The 21,356-nt window shown below is 61.2% G+C and carries 21 protein-coding genes; 8 read left to right on the top strand and 13 right to left on the bottom strand.

Going from position 1 to position 21,356, the window contains the following annotated elements:
• Positions 1 to 11 precede the first annotated feature (11 nt).
• Positions 12 to 557, top strand: a complete 546-nt coding sequence (locus BT125_RS09920) for a 1,2-dihydroxy-3-keto-5-methylthiopentene dioxygenase (RefSeq protein WP_072406493.1) — start codon at positions 12 to 14, stop codon at positions 555 to 557.
• Positions 558 to 673: 116 nt separating this feature from the next.
• Here BT125_RS09920 and BT125_RS09915 read toward each other — a convergent pair whose 3' ends face one another.
• Positions 674 to 952: a DUF3509 domain-containing protein gene (locus tag BT125_RS09915; RefSeq protein WP_003204481.1), complete on the bottom strand. Its 279-nt coding sequence runs from the start codon at positions 950 to 952 to the stop codon at positions 674 to 676.
• A gap of 356 nt (positions 953 to 1,308) precedes the next feature.
• On the opposite strand from BT125_RS09915, the gene BT125_RS09910 reads away from it, so the two are divergent.
• The 4 genes from BT125_RS09910 (at position 1,309) to BT125_RS09895 (ending at position 4,773) form a co-directional block, all read left to right on the top strand.
• Positions 1,309 to 3,135, top strand: coding sequence for a long-chain-acyl-CoA synthetase (locus BT125_RS09910; protein WP_072406491.1), 1,827 nt, complete (start codon positions 1,309 to 1,311; stop codon positions 3,133 to 3,135).
• A 94-nt stretch (positions 3,136 to 3,229) separates the two neighbouring features.
• Positions 3,230 to 3,748, top strand: a complete 519-nt coding sequence (locus BT125_RS09905; RefSeq protein WP_060741139.1) for an ankyrin repeat domain-containing protein — start codon at positions 3,230 to 3,232, stop codon at positions 3,746 to 3,748.
• 231 nt (positions 3,749 to 3,979) lie between these two features.
• On the top strand, positions 3,980 to 4,510 hold the full coding sequence (locus BT125_RS09900; protein ID WP_072406489.1) for a hypothetical protein: 531 nt from the start codon (positions 3,980 to 3,982) through the stop codon (positions 4,508 to 4,510).
• 71 nt (positions 4,511 to 4,581) lie between these two features.
• On the top strand, positions 4,582 to 4,773 hold the full coding sequence (locus tag BT125_RS09895; protein ID WP_003204476.1) for a PLDc N-terminal domain-containing protein: 192 nt from the start codon (positions 4,582 to 4,584) through the stop codon (positions 4,771 to 4,773).
• A 59-nt stretch (positions 4,774 to 4,832) separates the two neighbouring features.
• Here the strand turns inward: BT125_RS09895 and BT125_RS09890 are convergent, their stop codons facing one another.
• The 9 genes from BT125_RS09890 to gcl form a co-directional block, all read right to left on the bottom strand.
• Positions 4,833 to 6,035 (bottom strand): MFS transporter, encoded by a 1,203-nt coding sequence (locus BT125_RS09890; RefSeq protein WP_072406487.1) that lies wholly within the window; start codon positions 6,033 to 6,035, stop codon positions 4,833 to 4,835.
• A 249-nt stretch (positions 6,036 to 6,284) separates the two neighbouring features.
• Positions 6,285 to 7,283, bottom strand: coding sequence for a sulfate ABC transporter substrate-binding protein (locus tag BT125_RS09885; protein ID WP_072406485.1), 999 nt, complete (start codon positions 7,281 to 7,283; stop codon positions 6,285 to 6,287).
• A gap of 96 nt (positions 7,284 to 7,379) precedes the next feature.
• A complete protein-coding gene (locus BT125_RS09880; RefSeq protein WP_072406483.1) occupies positions 7,380 to 8,204 on the bottom strand; it encodes an ion transporter in 825 nt (274 codons plus the stop codon).
• Positions 8,205 to 8,224: 20 nt separating this feature from the next.
• Positions 8,225 to 9,124 carry an urea transporter gene (locus BT125_RS09875; RefSeq protein WP_072406481.1) on the bottom strand — a complete coding sequence of 300 codons (900 nt, stop codon included), beginning with the start codon at positions 9,122 to 9,124 and terminating at the stop codon, positions 8,225 to 8,227.
• Positions 9,125 to 9,239: 115 nt separating this feature from the next.
• Positions 9,240 to 10,655, bottom strand: a complete 1,416-nt coding sequence (gene pyk / locus BT125_RS09870) for a pyruvate kinase (RefSeq protein WP_072406479.1) — start codon at positions 10,653 to 10,655, stop codon at positions 9,240 to 9,242.
• On the bottom strand, positions 10,645 to 11,925 hold the full coding sequence (locus tag BT125_RS09865) for a glycerate kinase type-2 family protein (RefSeq protein ID WP_072406477.1): 1,281 nt from the start codon (positions 11,923 to 11,925) through the stop codon (positions 10,645 to 10,647). The genes pyk and BT125_RS09865 overlap by 11 nt, the downstream gene beginning before the upstream one ends.
• 151 nt (positions 11,926 to 12,076) lie before the next feature.
• Entirely contained in the window at positions 12,077 to 12,967 is an 891-nt protein-coding gene (locus BT125_RS09860) for a 2-hydroxy-3-oxopropionate reductase (protein ID WP_072406475.1), read from the bottom strand.
• Between the two features lie 156 nt (positions 12,968 to 13,123).
• Positions 13,124 to 13,906: a hydroxypyruvate isomerase gene (gene hyi / locus BT125_RS09855; protein WP_072406473.1), complete on the bottom strand. Its 783-nt coding sequence runs from the start codon at positions 13,904 to 13,906 to the stop codon at positions 13,124 to 13,126.
• Positions 13,907 to 14,035: 129 nt separating this feature from the next.
• Positions 14,036 to 15,811 (bottom strand): glyoxylate carboligase, encoded by a 1,776-nt coding sequence (gene gcl, locus BT125_RS09850; protein ID WP_060741149.1) that lies wholly within the window; start codon positions 15,809 to 15,811, stop codon positions 14,036 to 14,038.
• Between the two features lie 267 nt (positions 15,812 to 16,078).
• On the opposite strand from gcl, the gene BT125_RS09845 reads away from it, so the two are divergent.
• A complete protein-coding gene (locus BT125_RS09845) occupies positions 16,079 to 16,519 on the top strand; it encodes a GlcG/HbpS family heme-binding protein (protein ID WP_072406471.1) in 441 nt (146 codons plus the stop codon).
• Positions 16,520 to 16,726: 207 nt separating this feature from the next.
• A complete protein-coding gene (locus BT125_RS09840) occupies positions 16,727 to 17,185 on the top strand; it encodes an REP-associated tyrosine transposase (protein ID WP_072406469.1) in 459 nt (152 codons plus the stop codon).
• Between the two features lie 112 nt (positions 17,186 to 17,297).
• On the opposite strand, the gene BT125_RS09835 is transcribed toward BT125_RS09840, so the two are convergent.
• A complete protein-coding gene (locus BT125_RS09835) occupies positions 17,298 to 17,903 on the bottom strand; it encodes a TetR/AcrR family transcriptional regulator (RefSeq protein ID WP_014339596.1) in 606 nt (201 codons plus the stop codon).
• A gap of 132 nt (positions 17,904 to 18,035) precedes the next feature.
• Between BT125_RS09835 and BT125_RS09830 the strand changes: the two genes are divergently transcribed.
• A complete protein-coding gene (locus BT125_RS09830; protein ID WP_072406467.1) occupies positions 18,036 to 18,950 on the top strand; it encodes a DUF808 domain-containing protein in 915 nt (304 codons plus the stop codon).
• A 134-nt stretch (positions 18,951 to 19,084) separates the two neighbouring features.
• Here BT125_RS09830 and BT125_RS09825 read toward each other — a convergent pair whose 3' ends face one another.
• Together BT125_RS09825 and BT125_RS09820 are read right to left on the bottom strand one after the other, a co-directional pair.
• Positions 19,085 to 19,873, bottom strand: coding sequence for an MlaA family lipoprotein (locus BT125_RS09825; protein WP_072406465.1), 789 nt, complete (start codon positions 19,871 to 19,873; stop codon positions 19,085 to 19,087).
• Positions 19,866 to 21,164, bottom strand: a complete 1,299-nt coding sequence (locus BT125_RS09820; RefSeq protein ID WP_060741153.1) for an alpha/beta fold hydrolase — start codon at positions 21,162 to 21,164, stop codon at positions 19,866 to 19,868. The genes BT125_RS09825 and BT125_RS09820 overlap by 8 nt, the downstream gene beginning before the upstream one ends.
• Positions 21,165 to 21,356: the final 192 nt, after the last annotated feature.

Raw genomic sequence — 21,356 nt, 5'->3', positions numbered from 1 at the left:
GAGTCATTGTCATGAGCAGCCTGTCCGTTTATCACGTTTCGAGTCCTGACCTTCCGAACAAGGTGTTGACTCATTTCGAGGACATTGCCGCGACCCTGGCTGAACAAGGTGTTCGCTTTAATCGCTGGGAAGCGGCGGCGAAAATTCAGCCTGGGGCCGGTGAGGAAGACATCATTGCGGCTTACCAGGCTCAGATCGATACGTTGATGACTGAGCGGGGTTACGTTGCGGTCGATGTGGTCAGCGTTAGGAACGATCACACGGAACAGGTCGAGCCGCAGGCTGAGTGGCTTGATGAATATCGCCATAGCCAGGACGAGGTACGATTTTTCGTCAGCGGTCGAGGGTTGTTTAACCTGCACATTGGCGATTACGTCTATGCGGTGCTGTGTGAAAGGAACGACTTGATAACGGTGCCTGCCGGTACGCCCCATTGGTTTGACGGGGGGGAGCGGCCGCATTTTGTTTCGATCCGTTTGTTTGGTGACGCCCAGGGAGTGGTCGCTGAGTTCACAGGCGATGATATCGCTCAGCGGTTTCCTCGCCTGGAAGACTGACCTGTTCAATCTCCAGGAACACGGCGGGCTTTTCCAAGGCGCAAAAAAACGGCGCTTCCCATTTCTGAAAGAAGCGCCGTTTTCCAAGTGAACAGCAACGCGAGTTCCCAGCAGATTCAAGCGCTATGGTATGTGGGCAGCGCAAACCGATGCTGACTCTGCAGCAGGGTGATCTGGGGCAATTCGCTGGCCTGTTCAGCCAAGTCGCGACGGATCGCGCTGATCGCCCAGGACAACTGATCCCCCGCGTGCAGTTGAGCATACGAAATCGTGCGTTTGAACAGCTTGCCGTCGCTATTACGCAAGGTCAGCAGAATGCCGCCATCCGGGCGGGGCTGGGTGGTCACTTCGTAGTTGGAAAACAGGGATGCAAACTTTTCTTGAATCATGTTCATAGTTGACTGCTCCATGGTGTGGCAAACCGTGGAGGGGTAGTTGCACTGTCTGTGCCAGCCTTTGCTGTTGTAAAAAGTGCTTTAAAAACAACATGTTATGTTTTTGTTCTATTTTCGATTTCGTGCATCTTGCATGAACGGCCATCGTGCATCCTGCATTTTGCGTGGTCGGGCAACGATTTTTGGAACCAAATCGTTTTCCGGCGCTCACGCTTCGCCTGCCTCGGGCAGCAGATACAAAACATTGCAAAATCCGCATGTACAGCGCCACAACCGCCGGCGTACTTTCGAGCCAAAATCACCGCCAGCCCGATAACAAGAACCGAGACCCACGAGGTCGAACGGGGAAGATCACCATGAGTCGTACACCCAGCGACGCCATCACCTGGGGCATGATGTTGCGCAAGCTGCCGGCCATCGCCAGAGCCGTTCCCCGGATCGTCAAAGGCAGGAAGCTGGCCAATGTCCAGGACCCGACCCAACCTTGTGGCCTGGGCTGGTGTTTCGAACAGGCCACCCGACGCAATCCCGAGGGGCCGGCACTGCTGTGTGGCGATACGGTGTTGAGTTATGCACAGGTCAACGCGCAGGCCAACCGCATCGCCCATTACTTGTTGGCCCAAGGCATCGGAAAGGGCGACTGTGTGGCGATATTCGTCGAGAACCGGCCGCAGTTATTGATCAGCGTGCTGGCGATGGCCAAGGTTGGCGCGGTCAGTGCGATGCTCAACACCTCGCAAACCGGCGATGCGCTGGTGCACAGCCTGGCCCTGGTCAACCCGGTCGCGGTGGTGGTCGGGGATGAGCGGGTCGCGGCTTTCAACGATGTGCGAGCGCGTACCGCACTGCCGCTCAACAGCACCTGGTGGCTGGCGGATCAGGACGGCGTCGAGGTCCCGTCCGGTTTCGTCGACCTGATGGCCGGTTGCGAGGGTTACCCGGGCGATAACCCGGCGTGCAGCCGGGAGGTTTTCTGCAACGATCCGTGTTTTTACCTCTACACCTCGGGCACCACCGGACTGCCCAAGGCCGGGGTGTTTCGCCACGGTCGCTGGATGCGCACCTCCACCAGCTTCGGCCTGATCGCCCTGGACATGCAGCCCGACGATGTCGTCTATTGCACCTTGCCGCTGTACCACGCCACCGGCCTGTGCGTGTGTTGGGGCGCGGCGATCTGTGGCGCATCGGGGTTTGCGATTCGGCGCAAGTTCAGCGCCAGCCAGTTCTGGAGCGACGCACGCCGTTACCGGGCGACCACACTGGGTTATGTCGGTGAGTTGTGCCGCTACCTGATCGACCAACCCGTCGCTGCCGATGATCGCCACCACGGAGTGAAGAAAATGATCGGCAACGGCCTGCGGCCCGGGGCATGGGCGGCCTTCAAGACGCGTTTCGGCATCGATCATATCTGCGAGCTGTATGCGGCCAGCGACGGCAATATCGGTTTCACCAATATCCTGAATTTCGACAACACCGTCGGGTTCTCCCTGATGGGTTGGGAATTGGTGCAGTACGACCATGCCAGTGGTCTGCCGTTGCGCAACCTGCAAGGTCGCATGCAAAAAGTGCCCAAGGGCCAACCGGGCCTGCTGCTGGCGCGGATCGACGAGAAGGCGCCACTGGACGGTTACACCGAGCAAGCCTTGACCGAAAAAGCCATCTGCCGGGATGTCTTCATGCCGGGGGACCGTTACTTCAACACCGGGGACCTGCTGCGCAACATCGGCTTCGGGCATGGGCAGTTCGTCGATCGCCTCGGCGACACCTATCGCTGGAAAGGCGAAAACGTCTCCACCACGGAGGTCGAGAACGTCTTGCTGCAACACCCGCAGGTGGCCGAGGCGGTGGCTTATGGCGTGGAGATCAATGGCACCAATGGCCGTGCCGGCATGGCGGCGATTACCCCGTCTGAATCCCTGGCGACCCTGGACTTCAGCGAGCTGCTGCAATTCTTGCAATGCAAGTTGCCCGCCTACGCCGTGCCGCTGTTCCTGCGCATCAAGGTGAAGATGGACACCACCGGCACCTTCAAGTACCGCAAGACGCGCCTCAAGGCTGAAGGGTTCGACCCGTGCATCACTGGGGATGAGCCGGTCTATGCCTGGCTGCCGGGTACCGATACTTACGTGCGGGTGGACCGGCAACTCGCGGTGCGGATCCAGGACGGACAACTGCGTTATTGATTCTGGCTATGGCGGGCACAGTGAAAAAAGGGATGACAGCGCCCGGGTCCGTCGGGAAACTAGCCGCTTTGCGAAGAACCGAGTGGAGTTTCCCATGTCCGATACAAGCCGCCAGATGACCCCGGAAGAGGCTGCCGAGTTTGCCGAGCAGGTGTTCAACGTCGCACGCCAAGGCGACGCGGCCATGATGGCCGCGCTCCTGAGTAAGGGCCTGCCGCCCAACCTGCGTAATCACAAGGGCGATACCCTGTTGATGCTGGCCGCTTACCACGGGCATGTGGAAACGGTGAAAGTGCTGCTGGAGCACAAGGCCGATCCGGAAATTCGCAATGACAACGGCCAGAGCCCGATTGCCGGTGCGGCGTTCAAGGGCGACCTGGCAGTGGTCTCGGCGTTGGTGGACGGCGGCGCGCAAGTGGAAGGCGCCTCCTTCGATGGCCGTACCGCCTTGATGATGGCGGCGATGTTCAACCGGGTGGAAATCGTCGACTACCTGATCGGCAAAGGCGCCGACCCGAAAGCCAAGGACGCCAACGGCGTCTCGGCCCTCGATGCCGCCAGGACCATGGGCGCGGTGGACACCACGGCGCAGTTGGAAAAGATGTTGGGCTGAAAGGTCCGAGCAGATCCCGACGGCTTTTGTGGCGAGGGAGCTTGCTCCCGCTGGGCTGCGCAGCAGCCCAAAATTCAGCCACCGCAACCTGTCAGGTTTACCGCTGTTTAGCGGGTTTACGACTGCTTCGCAGCCGAGCGGGAGCAAGCTCCCTCGCCACGCCTGACTCGACCGATGTGATGCGCTATCCTGCCCGCCCTCAAAACACCCTTCGCCACAGGATTCACCCCCATGAAAGCCGCCCTCATCGAACTCATCGGTAAAATCAGCTCCGGCTGCCTCGGCGAGGCGGACATCGTGAAAATCGCTGACGAAGCGGCCCAGGCCTACGCCGATCCGACGGCTTTCCTGACCGCCAACCCCGATATCAACTACGACGATACGTTCCCGATCCCGTTGGGGGAGTGGGTGGTGGTGGGCAGTCTGCCGGACACCGTGCTGTTCCAGGCCGACACCTACGTGGACCTGTTCGAACAGATCGTCTCCTCGTTCGGCCCTGGCGTGGCGTTCAATCTCAAGCCCAAGCAGCTGGCGAAAACCGAAGCCCTGACCGCGCTCAATCGCATCCAGATCCAGATGAGTAGCCTGAACAAGGAAAACGGCGGTTATGTGCTGATGAACTTCAGCCAGTTGCTCGACGATGAATTGCAAATGGTGCTGGTGTACGGCAACGACGTGCCGCGGGTGCTGGAGCTGTGTGCCGAAGTCGACATCGCCGCCGCACCGGCCTTGGAGGCTCTCAAGATCGCTGTCCACGTCTGACGCAATAAAACGGAACCCTTGCCTGGGGACCGCTATCCTAAGGGTGCCTATCACCATTTGGGAGCGACACCATGGGTTCCACCTTCAACGGCCTGGTCGGCCTGATTATCCTGGCGCTCGATATCTGGGCGATCATCAATGTACTCAAGAGTGGCGCGGAAACCGGGATGAAAATTCTCTGGGTGCTGCTGATCCTGCTGCTGCCGGTCCTGGGCCTGATCATCTGGGCGATTGCCGGGCCGCGTGGCAACGTGCGGATTTGACCGCTCCATGAAAATGCCCGGTCGCCTTGAGCGACCGGGCATTTTTTATGCGTGGGGTTTCAGGCCGTGGCCAGGGACGGCTTGCGCGAGGCACTCAGGAAGCGCAGCAAGGCCAACAGCGGGAAGGCGCTGCCGACGATCACCACCCACAACCAGCCGCCGTGTTCGTACACCGCACTGGCAATCGATGAACCGAAGGCGCCGCCGACGAAGATGCTGGTCATGTACAGCGCGTTCAGCCGGCTGCGACTCTTGGCATCGAGGGCGTAGATGGTGCGCTGGCCCAGGACCATGTTCATCTGCACGCAGAAGTCCAGGACCACGCCGGTCACCGCCAGGCCGATCACGCTGTAGAGCGGATGGATGAACGCCGGCAGGAAACTCAGGCTGGCGAACAGCATCGCCAGCAGCGAGGCGTTGCGGGTATGGCCGGCATCCGCCAGGCGACCGGCGATGGGCGCGGCGATGGCACCGATGGCGCCCACCAGGGCGAACAGGGCGATTTCAGTCTGGGACAGGCCATGGTTGCGTGACAGTTCAAGCGGCACGGCAGTCCAGAACAGGCTGAACGTGGCGAACATACAGGCCTGGTAAAACGCCCGTTGACGCAGCTGCGGTTGTTGGCGCAGCAGGGTGCCGAGCGAGCCCAGCAGTTGGCCATAAGAGGCGCTATGGTCGGGCTGGCGCTTGGGCACGGTCAGCGCCAGGACGATGCTGATCGCGGCCATCAATGCGGCGGCGATGATGAACATGGCCCGCCAGCCGAAGTGATCGGCCACGACGCTGGAGACCGGCCGCGCCAGCAGGATCCCGAGCAGCAGGCCGCCCATGATCCCACCGACGACCCGCCCCCGGGATTCCTCCGGTGCCAGGTGCGCGGCCAGCGGAATCAGGACTTGCACCGACACCGAACTGAACCCCACCAGCAGCGAGACCAGCAGAAATACATTCGGCTGGTCAGTGAACGCCGCCCCCAGCAGGCTGGCAATCGCCACCAGCGTGGTGAGAATCATCAGCCGACGGTTCTCCAGCAAGTCACCCAACGGCACCAGGAAAAACAGGCCCAGGGCATAACCGATCTGGGTCAGCGAGACGATCAGGCTGGCCATGGTGCTGCTCAGGCCGACATCGGGTGCGATCAGTTCGATGATGGGTTGGGCGTAGTAGATGTTGGCGACAATGGCGCCGCAGCAGAAGGCGAAAAGCAGGACCATGCCGCGGGTCAGAGGGCTGCCGGGCGAGGTGGGTGAATGAGCACTCATGGCAATCTCATCGATCAATTGAAAGGATGGCGTGAGGCTAAAGACTTGCAGGGCTCAGGAACAGGCTTTGCGGCTGATATCAGACATGCCGGGGATTAATGGTAACGATCAGATCCTGTGGGAGCGAGCTTGCTCGCGATAGCGGCTTCATTCCAGCATCATTGATGCAGAACAGACCGTTATCGCGAGCAAGCTCGCTCCCACAGGTTTGCACTTGGCTGACAGCTTGGCTTTGAGGCGAGTCGAGCCTTACTGCCCGCTATAGATCTGGTCGAAAACCCCACCGTCATTGAAGTGAGTCTTCTGCACCGTGCGCCAGTCGCCGAAGGTTTTTTCTACGGACAGGAAGTCCACTTTCGGGAAGCGGTCGGTGTATTTGGCCAGTACTGCCGGGTCCCGTGGGCGCAGGTAGTTGGCGGCGGCGATTTCCTGGCCTTCGGGCGACCACAGGTACTTGAGGTAGGCCTCGGCCGCTTCGCGGGAGCCTTTCTTCTCGACGACTTTGTCGACCACGCTGACCGGTGGCTCAGCTTCGGCGGAAACGCTTGGATAGATCACTTCGAACTGGTCGCGGCCGAACTCGCGGGCGATCATTTCCGCCTCGTTTTCAAAGGTCACCAGCACGTCGCCGATCTGGTTGGTCATGAAGGTGGTTGTCGCGGCGCGACCGCCAGTGTCCAGGACCGGCGCCTGCTTGAACAGTTTGCCGACGAAGGCCTTGGCCTTGTTCTCGTCACCGCCATTTTTCAGCACGTAACCCCAGGCCGACAGGTAGGTGTAGCGACCGTTGCCGGAGGTTTTCGGGTTGGGCACGATCACCTGCACACCGTCCTTGAGCAGATCGGGCCAGTCTTTCAGTGCTTTGGGGTTGCCTTTGCGCACGATGAATACCGTCGCCGAGGTGAACGGTGCGCTGTTGTTTGGCAGGCGAGTGACCCAGTTCTCGGGCACCAGTTTGCCATTGTCCGCCAGGGCGTTGATGTCGGTGGCCATGTTCATGGTGATGACATCCGCCGGCAGCCCGTCGATCACCGAGCGCGCCTGCTTGCTGGAGCCGCCGAACGACATTTGCACGGTGATGTTTTCGTTGCGCTCGGCCTGCCAGTGCTTCTGGAAGGCTGCGTTGTAGTCCTTGTAGAAATCGCGCATTACGTCGTAGGAAACGTTAAGCAGGGTCGGGGCGGCGTGGGCCAGACTGCCGAAGGTCAGGCCAGCGGCGAGAAGGGAGGCGCCAAAGAAGTTCTTCACTTACGAATTCCTTTTTATTTGAACGGGGGTTCCGGGCAATTAGCCAGCACACTAGCTGCAAGCCTATAGACCTTCAAGCATCAAAAAGTGCTTTGCTTATTCCAATTTCTTAAACAGGGCATTGCCACAACGGGAGCAGAAAGCGGCGCCGTGGTCGTGGTTGTTTTTGCTGCACACCGGGCAATCGTGCTTGAGCTGGTCACCGCGCATGGCCGTGGCCAGTTCAGCCGTGAAAATACCCGTTGGCACGGCGATGATCGAGTAACCGGTGATCATCACCAGGGACGACACCACTTGCCCCAGGGGCGTCTTGGGCACGATGTCGCCGAAGCCTACAGTGGTCAGAGTCACGATAGCCCAATAGATGCCCTTGGGGATGCTGGTGAAACCGTGCTCGGGGCCTTCGATGACGTACATCAGCGTGCCGAAGACGGTCACCAGGGTCGAGACGCTGACCAGGAACACGATGATTTTCTGCTTGCTCCCGCGCAGCGCCGCCATCAGGTAGTTGGCTTGCTTGAGGTAAGGGCTGAGCTTGAGTACTCGGAAAATCCGCAGCATGCGGATGATCCGAACGATCAGCAGGTATTGGGCATCGCTGTAGTACAGCGCCAGGATCCCGGGCACGATCGCCAGCAGATCCACCAGGCCGTAGAAACTGAAGGCATAGCGCAGCGGCTTGGGCGAGCAGTACAGGCGCAGGCCGTACTCGACGATGAAGATGAACGTGAAGCCCCACTCGATAGCAGCCAGCAGGGCCGCATAGTTCTTGTGCACGCTGTCGATGCTGTCGAGCATCACGATCACCAGGCTGGCGAGGATGATCAACAGCAGAGTGCTGTCGAAGCGCCGGCCGGCCACGGTATCGGTCTGGAAAATGATCACGTAGAGGCGTTCACGCCAGTTGTCGCTGCTTTGCATAATCTTCGCCTGAACCGGAATCAGCGAAGCCTAGGGTGATTGCCCCGTACAGCGCAAGGCGCGATGTCGAGGCTGGCCTGACGCCACGCCCGACCGGTGGCCTGGATCAGCCAGCAGGCGAGGATGAACGGCGCTGTCAGGGGAGACAGGCCGAGGGCAGTAAAGCCCGGCGTGAGCATGATCGCCAGGACGATGCCCGTCAGCGGCAGCCATGGGCGGCGCTGTTGGCTGAGGGCGAGCGCCACCAGCACCGGGTTGTATCCGCCCAGCCCGGACAGGGCAGTGGCGTTTTCATGCTGAAACAAGGCGAAGGCCAGGCCGACGGCGGAAGCGAACAATGCCCAAGCGCCGGCGCGCCGGTTGGCCAGCAGCAGACCGGCGGCGATCAGCGCACCGGCCATTGGGTGGCCGAGAAACATGACCTGGCCCAGTCCGCTCAACTGAGCGGCCAGCAGGTTGGGCAGGGTTATTTCAATCGAAGTGGCGAGAGGCGGCGGCAGGGTGAACCCCATCAGCAGCCAAGCCAACCCGACAAAGGGCGCGGTGTAGGCGGGCAGGCAGCGAGGGCCTCGGGTGCGCTTGAGCCATTGTTGGGTCAGTATCGCGCTGAGGCCACCCGCGGCGATGATCAACGGTGGCAACAGGACGGACCAGGGCAACGCCAGGCTCAGCAGCAAGCCCAGCAGAATGCCGTTGTAGCTGAACAGCCCGGCTTGCCGGTCGGCCTTGGGGTAACCGCGTCGCTGGGCCGTCAGCAACCCGGCCACCCCGCCGAGCAACGCGCCGCCGAACAGGGCGGGCGCCGTGAGTAGAATCGCCAACAGGCACAGCAGGCCGCACAGCGGATGGCGCTGGAGAAAGACTTGGCTAAAGCCGTTGAGCAGGGCGGTGGCCCAGTCGGGGCAGTGGGTGTTGGGCATGGTAGGTGTGTGTCAGAGGGACCGAGTCGACTTCATCGCGAGCAAGCTCGCTCCCACAAGGGCACCGCAGCCCCCGGTGGGAGCGAGCTTGCTCGCGATGAGGCCAGTACAGACGCTAGATCAACGTCTCGATGCGCAGCGAATTGGTCGACCCCGGCTGCCCGAATGGCACGCCCGCGGTAATCAGCAAGGTATCGCCACGCTGGGCCATGCCTTGGGCCTGGGCGATTTCCAGGGCGGTGGAACAGACTTCGTCCACCTGCTTCAACCGATCATTGACCACCGAGTGCACGCCCCAGGCCACCGTCAGGCGGCGGGCGGCCTGCAGGTTCGGCGTGAGGTTGAGGATCGGCACCGTCGGCCGTTCCCGCGCCGCGCGCAGGCTGGAGCTGCCGGATTCGCTGTAATTCACCAGCACCGCCACCGGCAGGATGCCGCTGATGCGCCGGATCGCGCAGCTGATGGCGTCCGACACCGTGGCCTCGGCTTTCGGTCGGCTGACGTCCAACTGCGCCTGGTAGTCGGGACCGTTTTCCACCTGGCGGATGATCTTGCTCATCATCTGCACGGCTTCGAGGGGGTAATCCCCTGAAGCGGTTTCCGCCGACAGCATCACTGCATCAGCCCCTTCGGCCACGGCGTTGGCAACGTCAGTAACTTCGGCGCGGGTGGGCGCAGGGGAAAAGCGCATCGACTCGAGCATCTGGGTGGCCACCACCACCGGTTTGCCCAGGGCGCGGCAGGTGCCAATGATGTTTTTCTGAATCTGCGGCACGCTTTCGGCCGGGACTTCGACCCCCAGGTCGCCGCGGGCGACCATGATCGCGTCGCTCAATTCGGCGATTTCCCGCAGTTGGGTCACCGCCGACGGCTTCTCGATCTTCGCCATCAGGAACGCCTTTTTGCCGATCAGCGCGCGAGCCTCGCGGATGTCCTCGGGCCGCTGCACGAACGACAACGCCACCCAGTCCACGCCCAGCTCCAGGCCGAAACTCAGGTCGCGCCGGTCCTTGGCGGTCAACGGGCTCAGGTCGAGCAAGGCCTGGGGCACGTTCACGCCTTTGCGGTCCGACAGCTCGCCGCCGTTGAGCACTTCGGTGTCGATGGCGTCGCGGTGCCTGGCGGTCACGCGCAGGCGCAACTTGCCGTCGTCCAGCAACAGGTCCATGCCCGGCTCGAGAGCCGCGATGATTTCCGGGTGGGGCAGGTTGATGCGGCGTTGGTCACCCGGCGTCGGGTCCAGGTCCAGGCGCAGGGCCTGGCCCCGTTGCAGCAGGACCTTGCCATCGGCGAATTGGCCAACCCGCAGCTTCGGGCCTTGCAGGTCCATCAGGATGCCCAGGGGGTCATTGAGCTGCTGCTCGACGTCACGAATCCACTGGTAGCGCTGGGCGTGGTCGGCGTGGTCGCCGTGGCTGAAGTTCAGGCGGAAGATGTTCACGCCCGCCTGTACCAGCGCGCGGATGTCATCGATGCCACGGGTGGCGGGGCCGAGGGTCGCGAGGATCTTGACCTTTTTATCAGGCGTCATGTTGGGGGTTCTCGAGGATCAGGATGGCGCGAAAGTCGTTGACGTTGGTGCGGGTCGGTTCGGTGACGATCAGCGCATCCAGGGCGGCGAAGTAGCCGTAGCCATTGTTGTTATCCAACTCGTCGCTGGCGCACAGGCCCAGTTCGGCGGCGCGGCGATAGCTGTCCGGGGTCATGAGGGCGCCGGCGTTGTCTTCGGAACCGTCGATGCCGTCCGTGTCGCCAGCCAACGCGTAGATGCCGGGATAGCCCTTGAGGCTGTCGGTCAGGCTCAGCAGGAATTCGGCATTGCGCCCTCCACGGCCATCGCCGCGCACGGTGACGGTGGTTTCGCCGCCGGAGAGAATCACGCACGGCGCCGCCAGTGGCTGGCCGTGCAAGGCGATTTGCCGGGCGATGCCGGCATGGACTTTCGCCACCTCCCGGGATTCGCCTTCCAGGTCGCCGAGGATCAACGGGCTGAAACCGGCTTGGCGAGCCTTCACCGCTGCCGCTTCCAGGGATTGCTGGGGACGGGCGATCAATTGGAAGTGGCTGCGGGCCAGGCTCGGGTCGCCGGGCTTGACGGTTTCCGACGCTGGATTGTGCAGCCAGTCGCGTACCGACGCTGGCACATCGATGTGGTAGCGCTGGAGAATCGCCAGGGCTTCGGCCGATGTGCTGGGGTCGGCCACCGTGGGGCCGGATGCGATGACTGTGGCCAGGTCACCCGGCACATCGGAAATCGCGTAGGTGTATACCGTCGCCGGCCAGCAGGCCTTGCCCAGGCGCCCGCCCTTGATCGCCGAGAGGTGCTTGCGCACGCAATTCATCTCGCCGATGGTCGCCCCGGACTTGAGCAAGGCTTTGTTGATCGATTGCTTGTCGGCCAGGGTGATGCCTTCGGCTGGCAAGGCGAGCAGGGCGGAACCGCCGCCGGACAAGAGAAAGATCACCCGGTCGTCTTCGCTGAGATTGCTCACCAGCCCCAGTACTCGCTGGGCCACGGCCAGGCCCGCGGCGTCGGGCACCGGGTGGGCGGCTTCCACCACTTCGATTTTCGTGCAGGGCGCGCCATGGCCGTAGCGGGTCACCACCAGGCCGGACACTTCACCCTGCCAGCAGCGCTCGACCACTTGTGCCATGGCCGCCGCGGCCTTGCCGGCGCCAATGACGATCACCCGGCCGCTGCGGTTGCTGGGCTGGTAGTGTTCAAGGATGTGGTGCGGATGGGCCGCGTCGATGGCTGTGGCAAACAGCTCGCGCAGCAGTTGTTGCGGATCGACCGACATGGCGGGCTCCCGGAATTTTTGTTGTTAGACGAGGCGAATCGATCACTTGTGGGAGCGGGCTTGCTCGCGAAAGCGGTGTGTCAGTCAATACTTCAGTGACAGGTCGATTGCTTTCGCGAGCAAGCCCGCTCCCACAGGGTTTTATGGTGGTTCAGTTGTCGCGAATCGAGAAATTGGCCATATGCTCCAACCCCTTGATCAGCGCCGAGTGATCCCAGTTGCTGCCGCCAATGGCCGCGCAGGTGCTGAACACTTGTTGGGCGTTGGCGGTGTTGGGCAGGTTGATGTTCAGTTCCTTGGCGCCTTGCAGGGCCAGGTTCAGGTCCTTCTGGTGCAGGCTGATGCGGAAGCCCGGGTCGAAGGTGCCCTTGATCATGCGTTCGCCGTGCACTTCGAGGATCTTCGACGACGCGAAACCGCCCATCAGCGCTTCACGGACCTTGGCCGGGTCGGCACCGTTTTTCGCGGCGAACAACAACGCTTCGGCCACCGCCTGGATGTTCAGGGCGACGATGATCTGGTTCGCCACTTTGGCGGTCTGGCCATCGCCATTGCCGCCCACCAGGGTAATGTTCTTGCCCATGGCCTGGAACAGCGGCAGGGCGCGCTCGAAGGCGGCGCTGTCGCCACCGACCATGATGCTCAGGGTCGCAGCCTTGGCACCGATTTCACCACCGGAGACCGGGGCATCGAGGTATTGCGCGCCTTTTTCATTGATCTTCGCCGCGAACGCCTTGGTGGCGGTGGGGGAGATCGAACTCATGTCGATCACCACCTTGCCCGCGCCCACGCCCGCCGCCACGCCGTCGGCGCGGAACAGCACGTCGTCGACCTGCGGGGTGTCGGGGACCATGACGATGATGAACTCGGCTTCCTGGGCCACTTCCTTTGGGTTGGCCAACGCCACCGCGCCACCGGCCAGCAGGTCGGTCGGAGCCGCGTCGTGGTGCTGGGACAGGAACAGGCTGTGACCGGCCTTTTGCAGGTTCAGTGCCATGGGGTGGCCCATGATGCCGGTGCCGATGAATCCGATTTTAGCCATGGGAAAATCCTCTTGTTTTTTTGCTACTTCAGGCAAATGGAGAACTGCTTTTCTGTGGGAGCGGGCTTGCTCGCGAAAGCGGTGTATCAGTCACAGATGTGTTGTCTGGCCCACCGCTTTCGCGAGCAAGCCCGCTCCCACAAGGAAAGATCCGGATCAGATCGCGTTATGGGTTTTCAGCCAGCCCAGGCCGGCTTCGGTGGTGGTCAGCGGCTTGTATTCACAGCCGACCCAACCCTGGTAGCCGATGCGGTCCAGGTGTTCGAACAGGAAGCGGTAGTTGATTTCCCCCGTACCCGGCTCGTTGCGGCCCGGGTTGTCCGCCAGTTGCACATGGTTGATCTCACCCAGGTGCGCCGACAGGGTCCGGGCCAGGTCACCTTCCATGATCTGCATGTGGTAGATGTCGTATTGCAGGAACAGGTTGGCGCTGCCCACCTGCTCACGGATCGACAAGGCCTGGGCGGTGTTGTTCAGGTAGAAGCCAGGAATGTCGCGGGTATTGATGGCTTCCATCACCAGCTTGATGCCTTTGGCCTGCAACTTCTCGGCGGCGTATTTCAGGTTGGCGACGAAGGTTTTCTCCACCAGGGTTTCACTGCAGTTCTGCGGACGAATCCCTGACAGGCAGTTGACCTGCGTGTTGCCCAGCACTTGGGCGTAGGCGATGGCCAGGTCGACACCGGCGCGGAATTCCTCGACCCGGTCCGGCAGGCAGGCAATGCCGCGCTCGCCCTTGGCCCAGTCGCCGGCCGGCAGGTTGAACAGCACCTGGGTCAGGCCGTTGGCGTCGAGCAAGGCCTTGAGTTCGGCGGAGCTGTAGTCATAGGGGAACAGGTATTCGACACCCCTGAAACCGGCCTTGGCGGCGGCTTCGAAACGGGCGAGGAAATCCTGCTCGGTAAACAGCATGGACAGGTTGGCGGCGAAACGCGGCATGGTGGTCTCCTGTAAATATTTATCAGGCCCCCTGTGGGAGCGGGCTTGCTCGCGAAAACGGTGTGTCAGCCGACATCTTTGTTGGAACTGAAACCGTCTTCGCGAGCAAGCCCGCTCCCACACCGGGGGTCAATCGAGCAACGAAATGGCGGTCGGTGCATCGTTGCCCACAAGCGCCAAGTCTTCAAACTCATTGACGGCGTTGATCTCGGTGCCCATGGAGATGTTGGTCACCCGTTCCAGGATGATCTCGACGATCACCGGCACCTTGAACTCCTCGATCATCGCTTGGGCCTGGCGCAGTGCCGGTTGGATACCCGCCGGTTCGAACACCCGCAGCGCCTTGCACCCAAGGCCTTCGGCCACGGCAACGTGGTCTACGCCATAGCCGTTGAGTTCCGGCGCGTTGAGGTTGTCGAAGGACAGTTGCACGCAGTAGTCCATGTCGAACCCGCGCTGGGCCTGGCGAATCAGTCCCAAGTAGGAATTGTTCACCACCACATGGATGTAGGGCAGCTTGAACTGCGCACCCACCGCCAGCTCTTCGATCATGAACTGGAAATCATAGTCGCCCGACAGCGCCACGACCTTGCGGCTCGGATCGGCCTTGACCACCCCCAGCGCCGCGGGAATGGTCCAGCCCAGGGGACCGGCCTGGCCACAGTTGATCCAGTGACGTGGCTTGTAGACGTGGAGGAACTGCGCCCCGGCGATCTGCGACAGGCCGATGGTGCTGACGTAGCAGGTGTCCTTGCCGAACACCTGGTTCATTTCTTCGTACACCCGCTGTGGCTTGACCGGCACGTTGTCGAAGTGAGTCTTGCGCTGCAGGCTGGCCTTGCGTTGCTGGCAGTCCTGCAGCCAGGCGCTACGGTTTTTCAGTTTGCCGGCGGCTTGCCATTCGCGGGCCACTTCAATGAACACCGTCAAGGCCGAGGCGGCGTCGGAAACAATGCCCAGGTCGGGGGTGAAGACGCGGCCGATCTGCGTCGGCTCGATGTCCACATGAATGAACGTGCGGCCTTCGGTGTAGACGTCCACCGAACCGGTGTGACGGTTGGCCCAGCGGTTACCGACGCCCAGCACCACGTCCGACTTGAGCAAGGTTGCATTGCCGTAGCGGTGGGACGTTTGCAGGCCGACCATGCCGACCATCTGCGGATGATCGTCGGGAATGGTGCCCCAGCCCATCAGGGTAGGGATGACCGGGATACCGGTCAGCTCGGCGAACTCCACCAGCAGATCGCTGGCGTCGGCGTTGATGATGCCGCCGCCGGCCACCAGCAATGGACGTTCAGCCTGATTGAGCATGGCCAGGGCTTTCTCGATCTGCACGCGGTTGGCCGCGGGTTTGGCCAGCGGCAGCGGTTGATAGGCGTCGATGTCGAACTCGATCTCGGCCATCTGCACGTCGAACGGCAGATCGATCAGCACCGGGCCCGGGCGGCCGGAGCGCATCTCGAAGAACGCCTTCTGGAAGGCATACGGCACCTGGCCCGGCTCCAGCACGGTGGTTGCCCACTTGGTCACGGGTTTGACGATGCTGGTGATATCCACAGCCTGAAAGTCTTCCTTGTGCATACGGGCGCGGGGGGCTTGCCCGGTGATGCACAGAATCGGGATGGAATCGGCCGAAGCGCTGTAGAGCCCGGTCACCATATCGGTGCCAGCCGGGCCCGAAGTGCCGATGCATACACCGATATTGCCGGCCTTGGTCCGGGTGTAACCCTCGGCCATGTGCGAGGCGCCTTCAACGTGGCGAGCGAGGACGTGATCGATGCCACCCACCTTCTGCAGGGCGGAGTACAGCGGGTTGATCGCGGCACCCGGGATGCCGAAGGCCGTGTCCACGCCTTCACGGCGCATCACCAGAACGGCGGCTTCGATTGCTCTCATTTTGCTCATGGTTTTGTGCCTCTTACGTTTTGTAATTGTATACAAGTGGCTTTGTGAAGAGTGTATTCACGGCGAACGACGCAGGTCAATCCATTTCCTCAAGCGCCTGTTTCATTCGTCGGAAGACCAGGTTTTGCTGCTGTTCTTCATTGATTCAGGCGATTTATGAAAATTATTGTATACAAAGACATGCAGTGTTGTGTTCTATTTGTGGGGTTCGGTTTTTCTGAAAGTGAAGCCGCAAGGCTTTTCCATAACAAAAGAAGGACAGCACCCATGAGCGTTCTAACCTTGAAAATCGCCGTCAACCTGGCCGGGCAAGCCCTTGCCGCGGGTCGTGAAATCAGCGCTGCGCCCTTGACCGTCGCGGTCCTGGACAGTGGCGGACACCTGATTGCCTTGCAGCGCGAAGACGGCGCCAGCCTGCTTCGCCCGCAGATCGCCATCGGCAAGGCCTGGGGCGCCATCGCCCTGGGCAAAGGCTCGCGCCTGCTCGCCCAGGACGCCCAACAACGCCCGGCGTTCTTTGCCGCTTTGAATGGGTTGGGACAGGGCAACGTCGTACCGGCCCCAGGCGGGGTATTGATCAGGGATCAGGACGGGAGGGTGCTGGGGGCGATTGGTGTCAGTGGTGATGTTTCGGATGTGGATGAGCAGGTGGCGGTCAGGGCGGTGGAGGCGTTGCAGTTGAGGGCGGATGTGGGGGTGGTCGCTTGATTTTGTGGTGAATGGACTGGCGCCATCGCGAGCAAGCTCGCTCCGAGGGGGATGAAGGACACAAAATGTTCGAACACTGCAAAGCCCTGTGGGAGCGGGCTTGCTCGCGAAAGCAATCGTCCAGACACATCCAGCTAAAAGTCTGACCCTGATTTTTGCTTCCCGCCGCTAGCCTTTCAGGACTTCACTAAGAAAGGAGGCTATGGAATGCCAGCATACTCAGCTTCGCACCGTCTGCGTATCGGTCGCTATGCGGAGCAAAACCGCATCTACCTACTGACAGCCAACACGCTGAAGCGCGAGCCTGTCTTCAAAGACTATGGCTTGGGTAGGATAGTTATCCGTCAGTTCAGGCAGATACAAGAGCAAGGCTTTGCAGACTCCCTGGCCTTTGTCGTCATGCCTGATCATTTTCATTGGTTGATTCAACTGCATCAGGGGTCTTTGGGGCAGTTGATGTGTCAGATGAAATCTGTAAGTGCCAAGGCAGTCAATGAGGCGGACAACAGGGTTGGTAGCCTATGGCAGCAGGGCTACCATGACCGAGCTTTGCGAAGGGAAGACAATTTGATCAAGCTCGCTCGCTACGTTGTCGCCAACCCACTGCGGGCACGTTTAGTGAAACGACTTGGCGAGTATCCCCTGTGGGATGCTATCTGGGTTTGACTTGAAATCGAGTTGCCGCCTTCGCGAGCAAGCCCGCTCCCACAGGGGATTTGCGGTGTTCACGCATCTAGGTGGGAGCGAGCTTGCTCGCGATTTGAAGGCCACTCGGTCTTCAGTCTGGCTCACACCCCTTCAACACCAACCGAATGATCGTCTGCGCCGCCGCTTCGTAATCCGCTTCATCCAGCTTCGCCTTGCCGGTCACGGCGCTGATCTGCCAGTCGAAATCGGCATAGGTCTGGGTGGCGGCCCAGATGCTGAACATCAGGTGGTTGGGGTCGATGGGGGCGATCTGGCCGCGGTCGATCCACGTCTGGATGCAGTCGATGTTGTGCCGGGCCTGGGCGTTGAGCTGTTCCACCAGGTCGGGACTCAGGTGGGGGGCACCGTGCATGATTTCGCTGGCGAAGACTTTCGAGGCGAAGGGCAGGTCGCGGGAGATGCGGATCTTGGAGCGGATGTAATGGCTCAGCACCTCGCCGGGCACGCCGTCGGCATTGAACGGTGTCGAGGCCTGGAGAATCGGCTCGATGATGCTTTCCAGCACCTCGCGGTAGAGGTTTTCCTTGGATTTGAAGTAGTAGTAGACGTTGGGTTTGGGCAGGCCTGCCTTGGCCGCGATGTCGCTGGTCTTGGTCGCGGCGAAGCCCTTGTCGGCAAATTCTTCGCTGGCGGCACGCAGGATCAATTCTTTGTTGCGCTCGCGGATTGTGCTCATAAACCCAGGGGTTCCTTGCCTGTTCTGGCGGTGGCGCATGGTAGCACCGGCTTCGCGCGGCGCTCAAGAATGCCCCAAGGCGCCGCGGCTCGCGGTATGCTGCGCGGCATTATTATTCAAGGAGCCCTCTCCATGGCTGGAAGCAGTTTGCTGGTACTGATCGACGATATCGCCGCCGTGCTCGACGATGTCGCGCTGATGACCAAGATGGCCGCCAAGAAAACCGCCGGCGTGCTTGGCGATGACCTGGCACTCAATGCCCAGCAAGTGTCGGGTGTGCGTGCCGAGCGGGAGCTGCCAGTGGTGTGGGCGGTGGCCAAGGGGTCGTTTATCAACAAATTGATCCTGGTGCCGTCGGCGCTGGCGATCAGCGCCTTTGTCCCTTGGTTGGTGACGCCGTTGCTGATGGTGGGTGGCGCTTATTTGTGTTTCGAAGGATTCGAAAAGCTCGCTCACAAGTTCCTTCACAGCAAGGCCGAGGATCAGGCCGAACATGCGCAACTGGTCGAGGCGGTGGCGGATCCGGCGGTCGATCTGGTGGCTTTTGAAAAGGACAAGATCAAGGGCGCGGTACGTACCGACTTCATCCTCTCGGCCGAAATCATCGCCATCACCCTCGGCACCGTCGCTGACGCAGCACTGACCCAGCAGGTGATTGTCCTGTCGGGCATCGCCATCGTCATGACCATTGGCGTCTATGGCCTGGTGGCCGGGATCGTCAAGCTCGATGACCTGGGACTCTGGCTGACGCACAAGCCAGGCCAGGCCGCCAAAAGCATCGGCGGTGCGATCCTGAGTGCGGCACCCTACATGATGAAAAGCCTGTCGGTGATCGGCACTGCGGCGATGTTCCTGGTGGGCGGTGGCATCCTGACCCATGGCGTGCCAGTGGTGCATCACTGGATCGAAAGCGTGGCGGCCAGTGCCGGAGGTGCCGGGTTTATCGTGCCGACGTTGCTCAATGCCGTGGCCGGGATCGTTGCAGGGGCGGCGGTGTTGGCGGGGGTGATGGTGGTCGGCAAGGTCTGGAAAGCGCTGAAAGGCTAAGACTGGAAATACAAGACAACTGTGGGAGCGGGCTTGCTCGCGAATGCGATGTATCAGGTGGCATATTCGTCAACTGGTACATCGCATTCGCGAGCAAGCCCGCTCCCACAGGGGGATTTGCATCAGGCGTTGGGTTACTCGGCGATCTGCAACTTGCGCGACTCGGTGTACACGTAACGCACCTTCTCATACTCGAAGGGGGTGTTCAGTTGCCCGTAGCGGAAACTGGTCTGGTAGCGCTTGTCGACGCCGCGCAGGAGCAGCAACTCCGGGTGGTTGGAGCTGACTTCGGAGACGTTCAGGAAGTTGATCGCCGATTCGGCCGTGTAGTCCACCAGCAGGCCCGAGGTGTCGCGCAGGTTCGACGGGCCGAAGATCGGCAGCACGAAATACGCGCCGCTCGGCACGCCATAGAAGCCGAGGGTCTGGCCGAAATCTTCGCTCTGGCGCGGCAGGCCCATGGCGGTGGCTGGGTCCCACAGGCCGGCGATGCCCACCGTGGTGTTGAGCAGCAGCCGCGCCGTGGTTTCCATTGAACGCTTGCCCTTGAATTGCAGCAGGCTGTTCATCAGGTTCGGCACGTCCCCCAGGTTGTTGAAGAAATTGCTGACCCCGGTGCGCACGAAGCCAGGGGTAATGTAGCGATAGCCATCGACGACGGGCAGAAAAACCCATTGGTCGAAGCGGTAGTTGAAGTGATAGACCCGGCGGTTCCAGGATTCCAGCGGGTCATAGACGTTCAACGCGTTGAGGGTCGAGCGCTCGAACTCGCGCTGGTCCAGCCCCGGGTTGAACTTGAGTTTGGTCAGCGGTTCCTTGAAACCGTCCGAATCCACCACCACAGGCGCATTGGCTTTGCTGTTGTCGGCGTGGACCATGCCCGCACTCATTAACGCAGCGATAAGCAGCAGATATTTAGCCACGGAAAAACTCCAGCATGGCGTCGCTGTTGACGCGGTAGTTAAGGTTGCCGCAGTGGCCGCCCAGCGGATAAACCGTCAGGCGATCGCCAAAGGTCTTGCGCAGGAAGCCCAGGTCGCCCGGGCCGAGAATGACGTCGTCGGCATTGTGCATGACGGCAATCTTCGGGCTGTCGTGCAGGTAATCCTTCAGCGCGTACAGGCTGACCTGGTCGACCAGTTGCAGCAGGCTGCCGCCGTCGGTGCGCGCGCGCCACATCGGGATCACCTGCTCGGTGAGGTAACAGTCGAAATCGCATTGCAGCGCACGCTTGAGGAACGGCGTCAGGCTGGTGCTTTCGGTGATCGGGAACTTGGGTGGGATGATCAGGCCGCGACGGTTGATCAGGTCCGAGGTGAACGCGATGTCTGCCGCCGAGAAACGGAACGAGGTGCCGATCAACATGGCCATCTGTTCATTGCTCAAGTGCTGCTTGGACTGTTGGAAGTCGTAGAGCAGGGCATCGTTGAGGTCGATGTAGCCTTTTTGCTGGAAGTAACGGGTCAGCTTGTTCAGCACCAGTTCATAGAAGGTCGTGGTGCTGTTGATGCCCTTGACTTCGGTCTGGACCAGTTTGTCCAGGTTAGTGATCGAGGTGTAGAGGTTCACCGGCGGGTTCAGCAGCAGCACTTTCTTGAAATTGAAGCTGCGCCGGGTTTCGTCCAGGTGGGCGACAAAGGCCGCGTCCAGGGCGCCGAGGCTGTAGCCGGTCAGGTAGTACTCGGTCACCGGCAGCTTGGGGTTCTGCGCGCGCACGGCCTGCATCACCCGGTACATGTCCTCGGCGTCTTCCTTGGAAATGCCCGGCGTGGCAAAGCGCGAAGCGGCACTCATGAAGTCGAAACTGGTGGGCGAGGACAACTGCACCACGTGGTAGCCGGCCTTGTAGTAGAGGCGCTTGAGGTATTCGTTGAGGGTGCTGTCGTAGCGCGCACCGGTGCCGGCGATCAGGAAGATCAGCGGCGCGGGCTTGTCCTGGGTGGCCATGCGGTAGGTGAGGCTTTTTACCGGCCAGAAGTTGTCCGGCAGGATGAACTCGCGTTCCGGGCGTAGGGTCAGGCTATGGTCCGCCTGATTGATGTCTTCGATCAGCGGTAGCTCCGGACGCAGGTCCGGCGGCGTGGTGGCGATGGTCGCCTCGAACGGGTTGGTCAAGGGGTAGCCATAGCTGGCGGCGTCAATATCTGCCGCCAGCGCGGACGCACTCAGGATAAGGCCGCCGAGGAGGGCAGCGAAGCGCAAGGAACGGAGCATGACTGGATCCCTTAGAGGAAGGTGCCGAATGAAGTTCGCAGCCTATGACCACCGAAGCTGAGCCAAGTGCCATGATGGGCACAAAACAGGCACGGACGGGGTGCGATAGTAGCGGGACGATACACGGTCATGCGCAGTGGCGGCTAGTTATCTGGTATTTGCCGGATTTGGACAGCAAATCTCACGTGTGAG

The sequence above is a fragment of the Pseudomonas sp. NFACC04-2 genome (assembly GCF_900119265.1).
Taxonomy (GTDB): domain Bacteria; phylum Pseudomonadota; class Gammaproteobacteria; order Pseudomonadales; family Pseudomonadaceae; genus Aquipseudomonas; species Aquipseudomonas fluorescens_AA.
Note: the sequence above shows the minus strand (reverse complement) of the source record. Positions and strands in the feature narration are given on the sequence as shown.